The sequence below is a fragment of the Edwardsiella hoshinae NBRC 105699 = ATCC 33379 genome, from assembly GCF_000474215.1.
Lineage (GTDB): Bacteria > Pseudomonadota > Gammaproteobacteria > Enterobacterales > Enterobacteriaceae > Edwardsiella > Edwardsiella hoshinae.
The window spans coordinates 23323-39079 of sequence record NZ_BAUC01000035.1 but is presented as its reverse complement, the minus strand read 5'-3'; the positions used below and the strand labels follow the sequence as shown (position 1 = coordinate 39079).

Sequence of the window (15757 nt, the reverse complement as noted above, 5' to 3'; positions counted from 1 at the left end):
AAAAGCGTTGGATTGTGTTTTGCTTGGGTTAGCTAACCTATAACCAGGAATCATTGTGGATGAATCATCAGGAAAATAATCTGGTGGATATCCGCGGTATGAGTTTTAGCCGCGGAAATCGCCCGATTTTTACCGACATTAATCTCACCGTTCCGCGAGGCAAGGTGACGGCCATCATGGGGCCGTCGGGTATCGGTAAGACCACCTTGTTGCGCCTGATCGGTGGCCAGTTGCGCCCAGACAGTGGGGAGATCTGGTTCGATGGGGAGAATATTCCGGCGCTATCCCGTCGCCAACTGTTCGCAGCGCGTAAGAAAATGAGCATGTTGTTCCAATCTGGCGCGTTATTTACCGATCTCAGTGTCTTCGACAATGTGGCCTTTCCCTTGCGGGAGCATACACGCCTGCCAGAGACGCTGTTACGCACCATCGTGCTGATGAAGCTGGAGGCTGTCGGGTTGCGCGGTGCCGCTGAGCTGATGCCATCTGAACTCTCCGGCGGGATGGCGCGCCGTGCCGCCTTGGCGCGGGCCATTGCACTCGATCCGCAGATGATCCTGTTCGACGAACCGTTCGTCGGCCAGGATCCGATCACCATGGGGGTGTTGGTCAAGCTGATCGACGAACTGAACCATGCCCTGGGGATCACCTGCGTGGTGGTATCGCACGATGTGCCAGAGGTGTTGAGCATCGCGGATCAGGCCTATATCGTGGCCGATCAACGGGTGATCGCTCATGGCGATCGCCAGGCGTTGCGTGATAATCGGGATCCGCGAGTGCGTCAATTCCTCGACGGTATCGCCGATGGGCCCGTGCCTTTCCGTTATCCGGCTGGCGACTATCGTCGGGCCTTGTTGTCTTCAGAAGAGGCCGCATCACATGTTGCTTAATGGGTTGGCGTCGTTAGGACGTCGCGGAATCAATGTCTGTGCGGCCTTTGGCCGTGCTGGTCTGATGCTTTTCAGCGCGTTGATCGGGCGTCCTGAACCGAGTAAACAGTGGCCGTTGCTACGCCGTCAGCTATATAGCGTCGGGGTACAGTCATTGCTGATCATCATGGTTTCCGGGTTGTTTATCGGCATGGTGTTGGGGCTACAGGGCTACCTGGTGCTGACGACTTACAGTGCCGAGGCCAGTCTCGGAATGATGGTCGCACTGTCATTACTGCGCGAGTTGGGGCCAGTGGTTACCGCCCTGTTATTCGCCGGGCGCGCCGGCTCGGCGTTGACCGCTGAGATTGGTCTGATGAAGGCGACGGAGCAGCTTTCCAGCTTAGAAATGATGGCCGTTGATCCCCTGCGGCGTGTTGTCGCGCCGCGTTTTTGGGCTGGGGTGATCAGTATGCCCCTGCTGACGGTGATCTTCGTCGCCGTCGGCATCTGGGGAGGTGCGGTGGTCGGTGTCGATTGGAAAGGCATCGATGCTGGCTTTTTCTGGTCGGCGATGCAGGGCGCGGTAGATTACCGTACAGACCTGTTGAACTGCCTGATCAAGAGTCTGGTATTCGCCATCACGGTGATGTGGATCGCCTTGTTTAACGGCTATGATGCCATCCCCACCTCCGCAGGGATTAGCCGCGCGACCACGCGCACCGTTGTACATGCTTCGCTGGCGGTTCTGGGGTTAGATTTTGTGCTGACGGCACTGATGTTTGGGAATTGAGACGATGCAAACGAAAAAAACTGAAATCTGGGTCGGCCTATTTATATTGATCGCCCTATGTGCCGCCGTATTTCTCTGTCTACAGGTGGCCAACGTCAAGTCGCTGGGCAGCGAGCCGACCTATCGCCTGTATGCGACCTTCGATAATGTCGGCGGCCTGAAGGCGCGTTCGCCGGTGAAGATCGGCGGGGTGGTGATCGGGCGCGTCGCAAATATCACCCTGGATCCGCAGACCTATCTACCCAAGGTCGCCATGGATATCGACACGCGTTACAACCATATTCCAGACACCAGTTCACTGGCGATCCGGACTTCGGGGCTGCTGGGAGAGCAATTCTTAGCGCTTAACGTCGGCTTCGAGGACCCGGAGATGGGTACAGCCATTCTGAAGGACGGCGGTACCATCCAAGACACCAAATCAGCGATGGTGTTAGAAGATCTGATCGGTCAGTTCTTGTATAAGAGTGCTGGCGATGAGACTAAGAATGCTGCCGACCATTCACAGCCTGTGGCGAGCGCGCCGGCGGCTGTCGCCCATTAATCACGACGAGGAAGTCTATTATGTTAAAACGTATTGTGATGGCCGCGTTGTTGTGCGTGTCGCCTTGGTTCGCCGTGCAGGCCGCGAGCACGCCGACGTTGGACCAAAGTAATCCCTATACCCTGATGAATCAGGCGGCGGCGCGGACCTTTAATCGTTTGAAGAACGAGCAACCGCGCATCCAACAGGATCCCAACTACCTGCGTACTATCGTACGCGAAGAGTTGATGCCCTATGTCCAAGTGAAATATGCCGGAGCCTTGGTGTTGGGGCCGTATTATCGTAGCGCCACGCCGGCGCAGCGCGATGCCTATTTTAAGGCGTTTCAGAGCTACCTAGAGCAGGTGTATGGTCAGGCTCTAGCGCTATATCATGGCCAACATTATGAGGTGGCCGCGGAGCGTCCGTTGGGGGACGCTACCATCGTCACCATCCGTGTGACCATCCTAGACAACCAAGGGCGTCCGCCGGTGCGTCTTGATTTCCAATGGCGTAAGAACAGTCAGACCGGCCATTGGCAGGCATTCGATATGATTGCGGAAGGTGTGAGCATGATTACCACCAAACAGAACGAGTGGGCGGCGCTGCTGCGCGAAAAAGGTGTGGAAGGGCTGACGCAGCAACTGATCGTCTCCGCCAAGCAACCCATCACCCTGGACAATAAGCAGTGATACAGCAAGAGGAGCTGCGTTGGCAGCGTGACGGCGCTCACCTTCGTTTGCAAGGTGCGCTAGTGTGCGATGCATTAGGCGAGTTTTGGCGCCAGCGCCAGACGCTGTTACAGGGGGTTGATTGCCTGGACATCAGCGGTGTGACACGGGTGGATTCGGCCGGGCTGGCGCTGTTGTTGCACGCGCAGAATCTCTACCCAGGGACGCCGATCCCCTTGCGCGGCGTGAGCGAGCGCCTGCATACGCTGATCGCCTTGTACAACCTGCGAGAGATCGTGCTGTGTGAGCGCGATGTCAGCTAACTCTCGGTAATCGCAGACAATAGTGATGAAGCCCCCGACACCGGCGTGAATGGGGGCTTTTCACTGTTTCAGCCGGCCCGAGTTTCCTCTAATATGTACCCCCTAATGTTGCCTATCGATAGGCTGGATAACCGGAAAAGAGTCGAACGCCATGGACAATGATCAAATCAAAGACGTGCTGATGAAGGCATTGGCCTTGCAGGAAGCCCATGTCACTGGAGACGGTAGCCATTTTCAGGTTATCGTTGTGGGTGAACTGTTTGCCGGCATGAGCCGGGTCAAGCAGCAACAGGCGGTCTATGCCCCGCTGATGGAGTACATCGCGGATAACCGCATCCATGCGCTGACCATCAAGGCCTATACCCCGGAACAGTGGCAGCGCGACCGTAAATTGAGCGGTCTATGATTTTGCGCCGTCGGCTAAAGGGCGGGCGGCGAGCGATAACTGATTAAGCGAGAACGCGATTAAATGGATAAATTTCGTTTGCAGGGGCCGACCCGTCTGGACGGCGAGGTGACGATTTCCGGTGCGAAGAACGCCGCGCTACCTATCCTGTTTGCCGCTCTGCTGGCCGAGGAGCCGGTTGAGATCCAGAACGTGCCGAAGCTGCGTGATATCGACACCACCATGAAGCTGCTCAGTCAACTGGGAGCGAAGGTGGCGCGCAATGGTTCGGTACATGTCGACGCCAGCAACGTCAACGAGTTGTGTGCCCCCTATGAATTGGTGAAGACCATGCGTGCCTCTATCTGGGCGCTGGGGCCGCTGGTGGCGCGTTTCGGCTATGGACAGGTCTCCCTACCGGGCGGCTGCGCCATCGGAGCTCGTCCGGTCGATCTGCATATCTCTGGATTGGAGCAGTTAGGGGCGGAGATCCGCCTGGAAGAGGGCTATGTGAAGGCCTCGGTTCAAGGGCGTCTACGTGGAGCCCATATCGTGATGGATAAGGTGAGCGTCGGTGCTACCGTGACCATTATGAGTGCAGCCACCTTGGCCGAAGGAACCACGGTGATCGAGAATGCCGCGCGTGAGCCGGAGATCGTCGACACGGCCTGTTTCCTGAATACCTTGGGCGCTAAGATCAGCGGTGCCGGGACTGATCGTATTACGATTGAAGGGGTCGCGCGTCTCGGTGGTGGAGTCTATCGTGTCCTGCCGGATCGTATCGAAACTGGTACGTTCCTGGTAGCCGCCGCCGTTTCTCGTGGGCGTGTGGTGTGCCGTCATACTCGTCCCGATACCCTGGACGCGGTGTTAGCGAAGCTGCGTGAGGCTGGCGCCGATATTGAGGTCGGCGATGATTGGATCTCGCTGGATATGCATGGTCAACGTCCGAAGGCCGTCACTATCCGTACCGCCCCCCATCCGGGTTTCCCGACCGATATGCAGGCGCAGTTCAGCTTGCTGAACTTGGTGGCCGAGGGGACGGGCGTGATCACCGAGACGATCTTTGAAAACCGCTTTATGCATATTCCTGAGTTGATCCGTATGGGCGCGCACGCCGAGATCGAAGGCAATACCGCCATCTGTCACGGCGTGGAGACGCTCTCGGGCGCGCAGGTGATGGCGACGGATCTGCGAGCCTCTGCCAGCCTGGTGATCGCGGGCTGTATCGCGCAGGGTACCACCCTGGTCGATCGCATCTACCATATCGATCGTGGCTATGAGCGCATCGAAGAAAAGCTGAGCGCCATGGGCGCCCAGATCGAGCGTGTCGGCGAGTAACGCCCGTTCGGTGCGTCGCCCTGGCTACTCACGCCCTCGCCGTCCCTGTCGGGCGGCGGGGGCGTTGCATAAGGAGGAAACCGTAACCTGGTGTATTTAGTCGACGCTGGGAAACTCGGCGATGGTGACGTTAAGCGTCAGGCGTTCGCCGTTGCGCATGATGGTCACTGGCACCACGCTACCTGGGCGAATTTCTGCTACCTGATCCATGGTCTCCGTGGCGCTGATTGCCGGTTTACCATTGACGTTGAGTACGATGTCGCCGGGACGGATGCCAGCCAGCGCTGCCGGGCCATTACTGGCTACGTTATTGACGATGATCCCTTGGATGCGCTCTGAACTCGCCGGCTGGCTACGTATCGGTACGATCTCTCGCCCGCTGATGCCGATGAATCCGCGGATCACCCGGCCATCGCGGATCAGTTTATTCATGATCTTGGTCGCTAAGGCGGTGGGAATCGCGAAGCCGATGCCCTCCGGTGTCTCGCCGTCGTTACTTTTATCCAGCGAAAGGGTGTTGATGCCGACCAGTTCACCGAGGGAGTTGACCAATGCTCCGCCCGAGTTGCCGTGGTTGATGGAGGCGTCCGTTTGCAAGAAGTTCTGGTGGCCGTAGGTGCTTAGCCCGACACGCCCGGTAGCGCTGATGATCCCCTGAGTGGTGGTCTGGCCGATGTTATAGGGGTTGCCGATGGCCAATACGACATCGCCGATATGGGGAACCCGTTTCGGGTTGATGGTGATGACCGGAAGATTGTTGGCCTGGATCTTCAGTACCGCCAGATCTGTTAGCGTATCGGAGCCGACCAGCATCGCCTCGAACCAACGTCCGTCTTGCAGAGCAACCACGATCTGATCGGCACCGCTGACCACGTGCTTATTGGTCAGGATGTAGCCCTTGGCATCCATGATCACCCCCGAGCCCAGGGTTTTGATCGCTAATCCACTGTTGTTGCCGCTCATGCTGCCATTGTACACATTGACCACCGCCGGCGCGGCGCGTTTCACCGCGGCGTTGTAGCTGATCGGCTGCTCCTCAAATGTCGCCTCGCTGAAGAGGGCCAATAGCCCATGCGGGCGTAGAGAAGGAAGGGCAATCATTAACACGATCGCCACGGCCAGACCAAGCAGGGTGGAGCGTAGCAGTTTTACCAACATGATTATCGACGTAACGTGAAAGGATGGCGTCAGAATAACAGAGAAAGGTGGGCGGGGCAGCGCTCCCCCGCCAAATTTGTGCAAAGAATCAGCGTATCAACGCACCAAGAGGTACATCAGCTGACCATCGCGTATGACATGCAAAGCGATCACTGGGGGATCGCCCGCTAGCGCCTTGCGTAATGCCTGGAGCGTCGGGGTTCGTATACGGTTAACGCCGATGATCAGATCCGTCTTGTGTAGCCCGACCTGGGCTGCCGGCGAGCCTTTCTCTAGGGTATCGATCAGGACTCCTGCGGTTCCGGCGACATGCCCCGCACTGAGGGTTGTTCCCTGGAGTGCCGGCGTGAGGTTTTCCCCCGCGACGCTGGCTTGACGGCGGTTGTCTAGGGTTACGCTGACATTCAATGGCTTACCGTTGCGCAATAGTCCGATGTGGAGCGTAGTGCCTGGGGCGAGGGAGCCAATCTTGGCACGCAGTTCGGCGAAACTACTGATCGGCGTGCCATTGAGTGAGAGCAGAATATCCCCAGCATGAATACCGGCCTTGGCGGCGGCTGACTTGGGTAACACTTCGTTGACAAAGGTGCCGCGCGGGGTTGCCAGATTAAAGGCCTTGGCCAGATCTGCCGTCATATCGCGTCCGCGAATGCCTAGCACTCCGCGTCTTACCTCTCCATATTTGATCAACTGGTCGCTCAGGTTACGCGCCATATTGCTGGGGATGGCGAACCCGATGCCGATGTTGCCCCCAGCGGGCGCCAGAATGGCGGTGTTAATCCCCACTAATTCGCCTTTCAGGTTGAGCAGTGCGCCGCCAGAGTTGCCGCTGTTGATCGAGGCGTCCGTCTGAATGAAGTTCTCCAACCCCTCGCGTTGTAATCCGCTGCGCCCCAGCGCCGAGATGATACCGGCGGTCGCTGTTTGCCCCAGACCAAAAGGATTACCGACGGCGACGGCAAAATCACCGACCCGCAGTCGATCGGAGTCGGCCAGCTTAATCTCTGTCAGATTATGGGCGTTGCGCAATTGCAACAGGGCAATATCCGAGGCGGCGTCACGGCCGACCAAGCGTGCCGAATATTCGCGTCCGTCCTCCAATTGCACTCGGATGTGACGAGCGGCATCGATGACATGATTATTGGTCAGGACGTAGCCTTTAGCCGCATTGATGATTACCCCGGAGCCGATCGCTTCCACGGCTCGTGTGTGACCGCGGCCTGTAGGCTGATCGCTGCCGACGTAGATGTTGACGACCGCCGGCAGGACGTGGGCCAACATCGGCGCCAGGCTGGGGAGAGGCTGACCGTTCACCGCGCTCGGTAACGAGGCTTGGGCAAGAGGTGAGGTAGCCAGCGAGAGCCCTAGACTGAGGGCGAGCGTGCGAAGAAGTGGAGAGAAACTGCGGGTCATGGCACCATCCTACAATCAACGACGGAAGAAGCGGGAGGGCGAGCGGACGCGTAACGGCGCCGCGCCGCCTGAGACATCGTGCGGTGTGGCGGAAGAACCCGCCGCCGCCTGATCCGCGCCGTGTGACGGCGCGGTAACGCGCTTAATCGTGGCGATCGGCGCGCAGTAGACCGGAGGCTCCCTCAGAATAGTCGCGCGGCGGGATCTCGACCGGTGCCTGATCGTTATCTGCCTCGGTCAGACGATAACGGAATGGATTATCGTGCGCAGGCATGTCCGGCAGTAGGTTGTTCGAGCTGGTGGCCATATGTTGATACAACTGGCGATAGTCTTTCGCCATATTGTCGAGCAACTCTGCGCTGCGGGCGAAGTGGTTGACGAGCTCCTGGCGGTACTGATCAAGATCGGTTTTACTCTTTTCTAACTCATCTTGCAGCGCCTGCTGTTGACGCAGTTTGCGGTTGCCGAAGCGCATTGCCAACGCCCCAATGATGAGGCCGACAACTAAACCAATAAGCGCATACTCCCAAGTCATAATGACTCCTATTGTCTAAACGATCCTGCTCGCCTGAGGGCGAGATTACCGGAGAAGAGAATCCGGGTGACATCTTACCGATACCCACACTATAACCGCTAACCTCATCGGAGTGGAATCCCGTAACCATTTTGCCTATGGTTATGCGTAACCGAAGCGTGGACGCCGACGTCTGCGTACAGTCGGGCGAGCTCCTCGCCACCCAGCTCAAGGATCGTGTCGCGATGTCAGCCTCCTCTTTACTGTGTGCTACCCCTCTACAACGCTATCGTGCGGCGCTGGTTGCTGGCGACTATCAGGCTGATGCCGCCCAGCGTCAGGCCATGGAGGCGTTGGAAGCGATCCATCAGCAATGGGTGTCACGTTGGCGGGAGAGCGCGGCGCCAGGTTGGCGCCAGCGGTTGCCGCGTTGCTTAGGTGGCGTGCCGCCATGTGCGCCGATCGCGGGATTGTATCTGTGGGGCGGTGTTGGGCGAGGGAAAACGTGGATGATGGATCTGTTTTTCGCGGCCTTACCCGGGGAGCGCAAGCTGCGGCTGCATTTCCACCACTTTATGCGACGCGTGCAGGCATCGCTGGCGACTAAGCAAGGGCAAGAGAATCCGTTACTGTTGGTGGCGGAGGAGTTTAAGCGCCAAGCCGACGTCTTATGTTTTGACGAGTTTTTCGTCTCCGATATTGGTGATGCCATGTTGCTTGGTACATTGCTCCAGGCACTGTTTGCCCGCGGTATCACGTTGGTCGCCACCTCGAATGTCATGCCGGATCAGCTCTACCATAACGGTTTGCAGCGTAGCCGTTTCCTACCGGCTATCACTCTGCTCCAACGCCATTGTCGGGTATTGAATGTGGATGGTGGGGTCGACTATCGCCTGCGTACCCTGACCCAGGCCCATCTTTATCTGACGCCGCTGGGGGCGGCGAGTGAGCGTGCGATGGCGGCATTGTTTCTGCGCCTGTCCGGTCAAGAGGGGGAAAAGGGCGGTTCATTGGAGATCAATCATCACGCCTTACCGGTGCTGTGTCGAGCCGATGGGGTGATCGCCTTGGATTTTTCGGCGTTGTGCGAGGCGGCGCGAAGTCAGCTGGATTACATGCTGTTAGCACAGACGTATCATACTGTGCTGCTGCACCGGGTTAAGGCGATGGATAGCGAGCATGAGGAGAGCGCGCGGCGTTTTCTGGCGCTGGTGGATGAGTTTTACGAGCGACGCGTCAAGCTGATCATCAGCGCGGAGTGCGACATGTTTACGCTGTATCGCGGCGAGCGTCTGAAGTTTGAGTATCAGCGTTGCCTGTCGCGCCTACAGGAAATGCAGAGTGAGGACTATCTGCGTCTGCCCCATCGTGCCTAAAGAGACCCGCACACGCGTTGTGCCCGCCGCCGCGGGTAAGAAATTACGTCAGCAGCGCGAAAAAGCGATCGATCTTTCAAGCTGACTTCTCTATAATCTCGCGACCCCACGTTACAACAAAGTTTTTTTCCCAAAAACTTTATGTGCCGGCATGGCTATTCGAAGGGGTAGGTTTGCTGGACGATGGTCGTGTGAACCTCAACACTAAAAATCGAAGCGTTGTGTTCACCAACGTGTAACTAAAAATTGGGTAAGCTTTTAATGAAAACTTTTACAGCTAAACCAGAAACCGTAAAACGCGACTGGTATGTTGTTGATGCTACCGGCAAAACTTTAGGCCGTCTGGCAACTGAACTGGCTCGTCGCCTGCGCGGCAAGCATAAGGCGGAGTATACCCCGCATGTGGATACTGGTGATTACATCATCGTTCTGAACGCAGAAAAAGTTGCTGTAACCGGCAATAAGCGTCTGGACAAGAAGTATTTCCACCACACTGGCCACATCGGTGGTATCAAAGAAGCGACCTTTGAAGAGATGATTGCTCGCCATCCTGAGCGTGTAATTGAAATCGCGGTTAAAGGCATGCTGCCGAAAGGCCCGCTGGGTCGTGCAATGTTCCGTAAACTGAAAGTTTACGCGGGCAACGAGCACAATCACGCGGCGCAGCAACCGCAGGTTCTGGACATTTAATCGGGATATAGGCAATGGCTGAAAATCAATACTACGGCACTGGTCGCCGCAAAAGCTCCGCCGCTCGCGTATTTATCAAACCGGGTAGCGGTAAAATCGTTATCAACCAGCGTTCTCTGGAACAGTACTTCGGTCGCGAAACTGCCCGCATGGTAGTTCGTCAGCCGCTGGAACTGGTCGACATGGTTGAGAAATTGGATCTGTACATCACTGTTAAAGGTGGTGGTATCTCTGGTCAGGCCGGTGCGATCCGTCATGGTATCACCCGCGCTCTGATGGAGTACGATGAAACTCTGCGCGCTGAACTGCGTAAAGCTGGCTTCGTCACCCGTGACGCTCGTCAGGTTGAACGTAAGAAAGTCGGTCTGCGTAAAGCACGTCGTCGTCCGCAGTTCTCCAAGCGTTAATGGTTTTCTGCTTCGGCAGATCCTTAATGCTAAAAAACCCGGCTTTGCCGGGTTTTTTTATTGCAGCTAGCGCTATTTCTCGCTGCTGTAAAGCATTTTATCCATGAAATCACTATCAACCCCCCACAAGTACGCCAATTTCTGGTAAACTAGCCTACACATTTATATCCTGTTGCAACGTATAAATTTTGAGCGCCGCAGGCCTGGGTAAGTTAATGTTTTCACTACCCAACCTTTTGGTGTGCGTCATTGTGCAACGGGTGTTGCGCGTCACGCAGTGTGGAGCTTGAGGCGCATCTGTTCATACCGTTTTCTAGATAAACTTGGAGGTTTTCATGGCTGTCGCTGCCAACAAACGTTCGGTAATGACGCTGTTTTCTGGGCCGACCGACATTTTTAGCCATCAAGTACGTATTGTCCTGGCTGAGAAAGGTGTCAGCGTCGAGATCGAGCAGGTAGAGATGGATAATCTGCCGCAGGATCTGATTGACCTCAACCCTTACCGTACGGTCCCGACGTTGGTTGACCGCGAGCTGACGCTGTATGAATCCCGAATCATCATGGAGTACCTGGATGAGCGTTTCCCGCATCCGCCGTTGATGCCGGTTTATCCGGTGGCGCGTGGTGAGAGCCGTCTGTTCATGCATCAGATCGAGCGTGATTGGTACTCGCTGTTGTACAAGATCGAACAAGGCAGTGCGCAAGAGGCCGAGGCCGCACGTAAACAGCTGCGCGAAGAGTTGCTGGCCATTGCGCCGGTCTTCGCCCAGAAGCCGTTCTTCATGAGCGATGAATTCAGCTTGGTCGATTGCTATTTGGCTCCGCTGTTGTGGCGCCTGCCGGTGTTGGGTATTGAGCTGAGCGGTGCCGGTGCCAAGGAGCTGAAAGGCTACATGACGCGCGTCTTTGAACGCGATGCTTTCCTCGCTTCCCTGACTGAGGCAGAGCGTGAGATGCGTCTGCACACCCGAGGCTGATGATGGAACTGTCGCAAATGTCTCCGCGCCGTCCCTTCCTGCTGCGTGCCTTTTACGATTGGTTGCTTGATAACCAATTGACGCCGCATCTGGTGGTGGATGTGAACTGTGCTGGCGTGATGGTACCGATGGAGTATGCCCGTGACGGCCAGATCGTGCTGAATATCGCTCCTCGTGCCGTCGGTGCGTTAGAGTTGGCCGATGATGCGGTACGTTTTAATGCGCGCTTCGGCGGGGTGCCGCGCCAGGTCTATGTGCCAATGGCTGCGGTAATGGCGATCTATGCGCGTGAAAATGGGGCGGGCACCATGTTCGAACCGGAAGTGGCCTATGATCGTGATGCTGAGTTGTCGCAGACGACAGCGCAGGACGAGGAGCCGGCGATGACCCTGATCGAGGGGGAACGTCCGTCGGGTGAAGACGATGAGGGCGGCGATGAGCCCCCACCGCCACCGCGAGGTCGTCCGGCGTTGCGGGTGGTGAAGTAACGCTCGCGCGTCATCGCGCAGAAACCGGGGGCTCGGCTCCCGGTTTTTTTATGCGTAGCGGTAAGTAGATAAAAAAGTGTGATGCCCCGCAAGGGGGGCGCGGAGCGATCACACGTCAAAGAGGATGGCGGCCGGATTTCCCGGCTGAGGCGATCTCGGGGACCCGCCACCGTACTACCGTTATCTACTCTCTTCCTTGAGACAGTCGCGATGGAGTTTAATCACGACTTTCCGAATCGGGTCTGAGGCATGGCCAAGGCAGCCGGGTTTATGGGGCTCGCCAGGTAGAAAGATCGCAAACATGCCTGGTGTTAGATAGAGACTCTGGGGATGTGTCAGGGTGTCGCAGAGTTGATAGTCCCCCTCGGTCTGGTAGGGCTGGCAATCGCGCGCCTGCCCCGCTAAGGCGAAATCGATACGCTCCTCCCCCTGCATGAGTAATTGCAGATCCAGGTAGTCGCGGTGTAGTTCACCTTGTTTGTCGGCTGCTGCCTGCGGCGTTAGCGTCATGACGTTCATATATATTCGCTCGCCGTCGAGCGGGTAGTGGCCGTCCGCGAGCTGCTGGACGCCGGCATCTAGTGCCCATTGCAAGGCTTGGCGGATGGCGTGGGGCAGATCGCCGCGTTGGGGTAAGTCATCGAGATGTCCGAATATCATGCTGTTTCCCTCCTGCTCCAGAGTGCTGCGCCGATCAACCCGGCATCACGCCGATGGCGCGCCAGGCAGAGCGGAGCGTGGTAAGCCCGTGGCATTTGCCGCAGATGATGCTGAACCTGCCCCAGATAACCGGACGCTAGCCCGACGCTGCCGCCGAGTACTACACACTGAATGTCCAGACTGGCACGCAAGTTAGCGACCAACTGTGCGATGGCTTGGGCGGAGTGATCGATCAGACGCCGTGCTTGTGCGTCGCCCGCCTCGGCGTGTTGGAAAATGGCCCGGGCATCCAACCCGGCCAGCATCCCTTGCGCCGCCGTGGCGATGGCACGGCCAGAGGCGATGGCTTCAACGCAGCCGATGCGACCGCAACCGCAACGCGGTCCAGCCGGATCGGCCAAGGTATGGCCGAGATGACCCGCGAAGTCGCCACGGCCAACTTGTAGCCGACCATCGAGAACGAGGCCGCCGCCGACGCCTGTCGAGACGGTGATGAAGGCCATGTCTTGCCCAGCGGGTGTCAGCGCGAGATATTCCGCCCAGGCGGCGGCTTGCGCATCGTTCAGTAGTTGGCAGGATAAACCACTGAGGCGCTCAATACAGGCTTGTAACGGGAAGCGGTTCAGGCCGCCGAGGTTAGCGGGATTTAGGGCAGTTAGCACCCCGCGGTGGATGATCCCGGTGGAGGCGACGGCCACCTGTTGCGCCCGCCCATGGTAGTGAGCCAGTACCTGGCTTAATACCTGCTCCAGGGCGCGGGGATCGCCGTTGCCTGGTGTCGCCACCTCCCTGCGATCGCTGAGCTCCCCGGCAGTGTTAACCAGGGCGCTGGCCAGTTTGGTTCCGCCCAGATCAATGGCCAGAATAGTCATGTTGTGCCTCCGCTAATAGAGCCTGACAGTACCACTGACAGATGTGTTCGATGCGGGTGATGGCCGAACCAACGGTGACTGCCCAGGCGCCCTGTGCGAGTGCCTGGGCAGCTTGCGCCGGGGTGTTATAACGCCCCTCGGCGATAACCCGACATCCCGCGTCGCTCAGGGCGGCGACCAGCGCCAGATCCGGCTCACAAGGCGTCGGTGCGGCGGTGTAGCCGGAGAGCGTGGTGCCGATCAGATTGCAGCCGAGTCGCTGGCAGTCAAGGCCATCCTCCAGGTTAGAACAGTCGGCCATCGCCAGACAGCCGTGCGCATGAACCCGTTCTAACAATGCCTCGCGGCTAACCGGACGCGTACGTAGCGTACCATCGAAGGCAATGATGTCGGCACCGGCCTGAGCCAAAGCATCAACATCCGCCAACAACGGAGTGATGCGCACTGGGCAGTCATCCAGATCACGCTTGAGGATGCCGATGATCGGCACGTTGACGCAGGCACGTACGGCTTGCAGGTTGGCGATCCCTTCGATACGCAGGGCGGCGGCCCCGGCTTGCACCGCGGCACTAGCCATGGCAGCGACGATTTCCGGGCGATCCATCGGGCTGTTCGGAACTGGCTGACAGGAGACAATTAACGCGCCGTTGCGCTGGATGTTTTGCTGTAGTGTGGCGAATACGGACATAGACCCTCACCTTAATGATATGTGTAAATTCTACTCCATATCAATTTATGTTACGGAGTAATACTCCATCAAGATAAAATGCAGGGAAGCGTGAGTCGCATCAAACTATCATCGGTGAGCCTCATTCAGTCGGGAGGTAAACGGCGGAGTAACACTCCGCCGCTAGGTTAGCGCGGGGGAAAGGGCGTGTGGCTGGCTGTCGCACTATGCGTACGCCACAGATGGATCCCCCAGGCAAAGGCCATGATCGTCAACAGCACGAAACAGAGTGCAAAAGCCAGGAAACAGGCTTGGGCCATATTCATTAGCTTGATGGAAGGGAGCAGATACCAGCCATCGGCCTGGACATACATATCGATAAACCAGCGTTGCACGCTGTCTAAGGTGATGCCTTGGGGAACCATCGGCGCATCGTAGCCGCAGTCTCCAGTTGGCTTAAACCAAGAGGGGGACCAGTTGGCCAACGGTAGCCCGAAGGGAAAGCTGGGCTCGGCCGAGCAGCCCTGTACGCCGAATAGGGCGTCGGGACTGTGTACTGCGTGGTGGATCGCATTCAGTTTGATGGAATATCCCATGCCGATCCAGCTACCGTAGAAAGCAGCGAGACAGCCAAACAGCTTCAGTAACAGGTTACGAGGATTGATGGCCGCGACTACGCCACCCAGCACCATCACCAGCATAGCAAAGCGGATGTAGACACACTGCTCGCAGGGCGCCATGTAGAGGTAGATCTGAAAGAAGGCGTGTGCCAGGACGACCAGGCCACCCATTGCCAAGGCCATCAGTAGCCACAGGAAACGCTGCTCCTGCCAGCGAACTAAGGTCGCCACTGGATTGCGGCGTAGATCATGCCAGAGTGTTGCCAACATGCGTCCCTCCTTAGGCTACTTGGCGGCTAACTCGTTGACCAGCGCGGCCATTGAGTCGATGGACTTGATGTTCTTGGTCATGATCAGATATTTACCGTTGACGACGTAGGCGGGGACTCCTTGGATCTTGGCAACGTCATAGGCGGCGTTTTTCCAGGCGGCGAGGGTCTTCTGTACCGCCGGATCGTGACGTCCCTGCTCCAGTTCGGCTTGGCTCAGCCCTGCGGCCTGGAGTCCGGTCTGAATGAAGGCGGCGGGATCTTTGCCATCCCCCCAACGCTCTTTCTTGTCGTGATAGGCGGCATAGTAGGCAAACTTGGCCTTCTTGAACCGGGAGGTATCGTCAAAGAGAGAGAGACCGGCGGCGCGATCCTTGTTGATCAGGACGGCGAACACGTCGCTCGCCTGTGGGCCATAGACACCTTTGGTGTCCAGGTGATAGGGTTCGAAGCGTACCACTGCCTTCACTTTCTCCGCCACCGGCCCGGTCACTGCCTTGTCGTACTTGTAGCAGAAAGGGCAGTCGTAGCTAAACACCTTGATTAAGGTGCCCTGTGCATTGGGGATCGGTTTTTCCAGTAGCATATAATCGGTTCCCTCACTGAAGGCGCTGGCGGCGAAGGAACTGGCTAGTAGGGCGCAAGCGAGCAACATGTTGAATGACTTGTTAGCCAGAGTGAAACACATGATGGATACTCCTTTCCTGATAGAGATGACACGCGTACGCCCACTCGAGCGTACGC

At 57.5% G+C, this 15757-nt stretch carries 19 protein-coding genes and 1 pseudogene; 12 read left to right on the top strand and 8 right to left on the bottom strand.

The features are described 5' to 3' along the window. Positions 1-59 precede the first annotated feature (59 nt). The 7 genes from mlaF (at position 60) to murA (ending at position 4902) form a co-directional block, all read left to right on the top strand. Positions 60-890, top strand: a complete 831-nt coding sequence (gene mlaF / locus EHO01S_RS14160; protein WP_024524575.1) for a phospholipid ABC transporter ATP-binding protein MlaF — start codon at positions 60-62, stop codon at positions 888-890. Beyond that, complete coding sequence (gene mlaE, locus EHO01S_RS14155; protein WP_024524574.1) at positions 880-1662, top strand: lipid asymmetry maintenance ABC transporter permease subunit MlaE; 783 nt, start codon at positions 880-882, stop codon at positions 1660-1662. The genes mlaF and mlaE overlap by 11 nt, the downstream gene beginning before the upstream one ends. 4 nt (positions 1663-1666) lie before the next feature. Beyond that, entirely contained in the window at positions 1667-2203 is a 537-nt protein-coding gene (gene mlaD / locus EHO01S_RS14150; protein ID WP_024524573.1) for an outer membrane lipid asymmetry maintenance protein MlaD, read from the top strand. A 20-nt stretch (positions 2204-2223) separates the two neighbouring features. Continuing rightward, the gene (gene mlaC / locus EHO01S_RS14145) at positions 2224-2874 is read left to right on the top strand and encodes a phospholipid-binding protein MlaC (protein ID WP_024524572.1); all 651 of its coding nucleotides are present in this window, start codon (positions 2224-2226) and stop codon (positions 2872-2874) included. Beyond that, positions 2874-3176, top strand: coding sequence for a lipid asymmetry maintenance protein MlaB (gene mlaB / locus EHO01S_RS14140; protein WP_024524571.1), 303 nt, complete (start codon positions 2874-2876; stop codon positions 3174-3176). The genes mlaC and mlaB overlap by 1 nt, the downstream gene beginning before the upstream one ends. A 151-nt stretch (positions 3177-3327) precedes the next feature. Further along, the gene (gene ibaG, locus EHO01S_RS14135) at positions 3328-3582 is read left to right on the top strand and encodes a BolA family iron metabolism protein IbaG (RefSeq protein WP_024524570.1); all 255 of its coding nucleotides are present in this window, start codon (positions 3328-3330) and stop codon (positions 3580-3582) included. Positions 3583-3645: 63 nt separating this feature from the next. Next, a complete protein-coding gene (gene murA / locus EHO01S_RS14130; protein ID WP_024524569.1) occupies positions 3646-4902 on the top strand; it encodes a UDP-N-acetylglucosamine 1-carboxyvinyltransferase in 1257 nt (418 codons plus the stop codon). A 96-nt stretch (positions 4903-4998) separates the two neighbouring features. Here the strand turns inward: murA and degS are convergent, their stop codons facing one another. From degS to zapG, 3 genes are all read right to left on the bottom strand, one after another. Then, positions 4999-6060, bottom strand: a complete 1062-nt coding sequence (gene degS, locus EHO01S_RS14125; protein ID WP_024524568.1) for an outer membrane-stress sensor serine endopeptidase DegS — start codon at positions 6058-6060, stop codon at positions 4999-5001. 96 nt (positions 6061-6156) lie between these two features. Beyond that, positions 6157-7473: a Do family serine endopeptidase gene (locus EHO01S_RS14120; protein ID WP_024524567.1), complete on the bottom strand. Its 1317-nt coding sequence runs from the start codon at positions 7471-7473 to the stop codon at positions 6157-6159. A gap of 142 nt (positions 7474-7615) precedes the next feature. Beyond that, on the bottom strand, positions 7616-8008 hold the full coding sequence (gene zapG / locus EHO01S_RS14115; RefSeq protein ID WP_005281726.1) for a Z-ring associated protein ZapG: 393 nt from the start codon (positions 8006-8008) through the stop codon (positions 7616-7618). Positions 8009-8232: 224 nt separating this feature from the next. Here zapG and zapE point away from each other — a divergent pair, with 224 nt between their 5' ends. From zapE to sspB, 5 genes are all read left to right on the top strand, one after another. Further along, a complete protein-coding gene (gene zapE, locus EHO01S_RS14110) occupies positions 8233-9363 on the top strand; it encodes a cell division protein ZapE (protein ID WP_024524566.1) in 1131 nt (376 codons plus the stop codon). Between the two features lie 261 nt (positions 9364-9624). After that, positions 9625-10053 carry a 50S ribosomal protein L13 gene (gene rplM, locus EHO01S_RS14105; RefSeq protein ID WP_005281730.1) on the top strand — a complete coding sequence of 143 codons (429 nt, stop codon included), beginning with the start codon at positions 9625-9627 and terminating at the stop codon, positions 10051-10053. 14 nt (positions 10054-10067) lie between these two features. Beyond that, positions 10068-10460 (top strand): 30S ribosomal protein S9, encoded by a 393-nt coding sequence (rpsI, locus tag EHO01S_RS14100; RefSeq protein WP_024524565.1) that lies wholly within the window; start codon positions 10068-10070, stop codon positions 10458-10460. A gap of 335 nt (positions 10461-10795) precedes the next feature. After that, the gene (gene sspA / locus EHO01S_RS14095) at positions 10796-11437 is read left to right on the top strand and encodes a stringent starvation protein SspA (protein WP_024524564.1); all 642 of its coding nucleotides are present in this window, start codon (positions 10796-10798) and stop codon (positions 11435-11437) included. 2 nt (positions 11438-11439) lie between these two features. Beyond that, positions 11440-11925 carry a ClpXP protease specificity-enhancing factor gene (gene sspB, locus EHO01S_RS14090; RefSeq protein WP_024524563.1) on the top strand — a complete coding sequence of 162 codons (486 nt, stop codon included), beginning with the start codon at positions 11440-11442 and terminating at the stop codon, positions 11923-11925. A gap of 180 nt (positions 11926-12105) precedes the next feature. On the opposite strand, the gene nanQ is transcribed toward sspB, so the two are convergent. From nanQ to EHO01S_RS14065, 5 genes and pseudogenes are all read right to left on the bottom strand, one after another. Further along, entirely contained in the window at positions 12106-12585 is a 480-nt protein-coding gene (gene nanQ, locus EHO01S_RS14085; RefSeq protein WP_024524562.1) for an N-acetylneuraminate anomerase, read from the bottom strand. Continuing rightward, complete coding sequence (gene nanK, locus EHO01S_RS14080; RefSeq protein WP_024524561.1) at positions 12582-13457, bottom strand: N-acetylmannosamine kinase; 876 nt, start codon at positions 13455-13457, stop codon at positions 12582-12584. Before nanK ends, nanQ begins: the two co-directional genes overlap by 4 nt. Then, entirely contained in the window at positions 13438-14145 is a 708-nt protein-coding gene (locus EHO01S_RS14075) for an N-acetylmannosamine-6-phosphate 2-epimerase (protein ID WP_024524560.1), read from the bottom strand. The genes nanK and EHO01S_RS14075 overlap by 20 nt, the downstream gene beginning before the upstream one ends. A gap of 167 nt (positions 14146-14312) precedes the next feature. Beyond that, positions 14313-15014 carry a protein-disulfide oxidoreductase DsbI gene (gene dsbI / locus EHO01S_RS14070; protein WP_024524559.1) on the bottom strand — a complete coding sequence of 234 codons (702 nt, stop codon included), beginning with the start codon at positions 15012-15014 and terminating at the stop codon, positions 14313-14315. A 15-nt stretch (positions 15015-15029) separates the two neighbouring features. Then, a pseudogene (locus EHO01S_RS14065) lies at positions 15030-15733 on the bottom strand (thiol:disulfide interchange protein DsbA/DsbL). Between the last annotated feature and the right edge of the window lie 24 nt (positions 15734-15757).

Coding starts and splice junctions, on each gene's coding strand:
- rpsI (WP_024524565.1), top strand. CDS start 10,068: ATGGCTGAAAATCAATACTACGGCACTGGTCGCCGCAAAAGCTCCGCC.
- degS (WP_024524568.1), bottom strand. CDS start 6,060: ATGTTGGTAAAACTGCTACGCTCCACCCTGCTTGGTCTGGCCGTGGCG.
- murA (WP_024524569.1), top strand. CDS start 3,646: ATGGATAAATTTCGTTTGCAGGGGCCGACCCGTCTGGACGGCGAGGTG.
- zapE (WP_024524566.1), top strand. CDS start 8,233: ATGTCAGCCTCCTCTTTACTGTGTGCTACCCCTCTACAACGCTATCGT.
- mlaD (WP_024524573.1), top strand. CDS start 1,667: ATGCAAACGAAAAAAACTGAAATCTGGGTCGGCCTATTTATATTGATC.
- mlaE (WP_024524574.1), top strand. CDS start 880: ATGTTGCTTAATGGGTTGGCGTCGTTAGGACGTCGCGGAATCAATGTC.
- EHO01S_RS14075 (WP_024524560.1), bottom strand. CDS start 14,145: ATGTCCGTATTCGCCACACTACAGCAAAACATCCAGCGCAACGGCGCG.
- rplM (WP_005281730.1), top strand. CDS start 9,625: ATGAAAACTTTTACAGCTAAACCAGAAACCGTAAAACGCGACTGGTAT.
- zapG (WP_005281726.1), bottom strand. CDS start 8,008: ATGACTTGGGAGTATGCGCTTATTGGTTTAGTTGTCGGCCTCATCATT.
- mlaC (WP_024524572.1), top strand. CDS start 2,224: ATGTTAAAACGTATTGTGATGGCCGCGTTGTTGTGCGTGTCGCCTTGG.
- EHO01S_RS14120 (WP_024524567.1), bottom strand. CDS start 7,473: ATGACCCGCAGTTTCTCTCCACTTCTTCGCACGCTCGCCCTCAGTCTA.
- sspB (WP_024524563.1), top strand. CDS start 11,440: ATGGAACTGTCGCAAATGTCTCCGCGCCGTCCCTTCCTGCTGCGTGCC.
- dsbI (WP_024524559.1), bottom strand. CDS start 15,014: ATGTTGGCAACACTCTGGCATGATCTACGCCGCAATCCAGTGGCGACC.
- nanK (WP_024524561.1), bottom strand. CDS start 13,457: ATGACTATTCTGGCCATTGATCTGGGCGGAACCAAACTGGCCAGCGCC.
- nanQ (WP_024524562.1), bottom strand. CDS start 12,585: ATGATATTCGGACATCTCGATGACTTACCCCAACGCGGCGATCTGCCC.
- ibaG (WP_024524570.1), top strand. CDS start 3,328: ATGGACAATGATCAAATCAAAGACGTGCTGATGAAGGCATTGGCCTTG.
- mlaF (WP_024524575.1), top strand. CDS start 60: ATGAATCATCAGGAAAATAATCTGGTGGATATCCGCGGTATGAGTTTT.
- sspA (WP_024524564.1), top strand. CDS start 10,796: ATGGCTGTCGCTGCCAACAAACGTTCGGTAATGACGCTGTTTTCTGGG.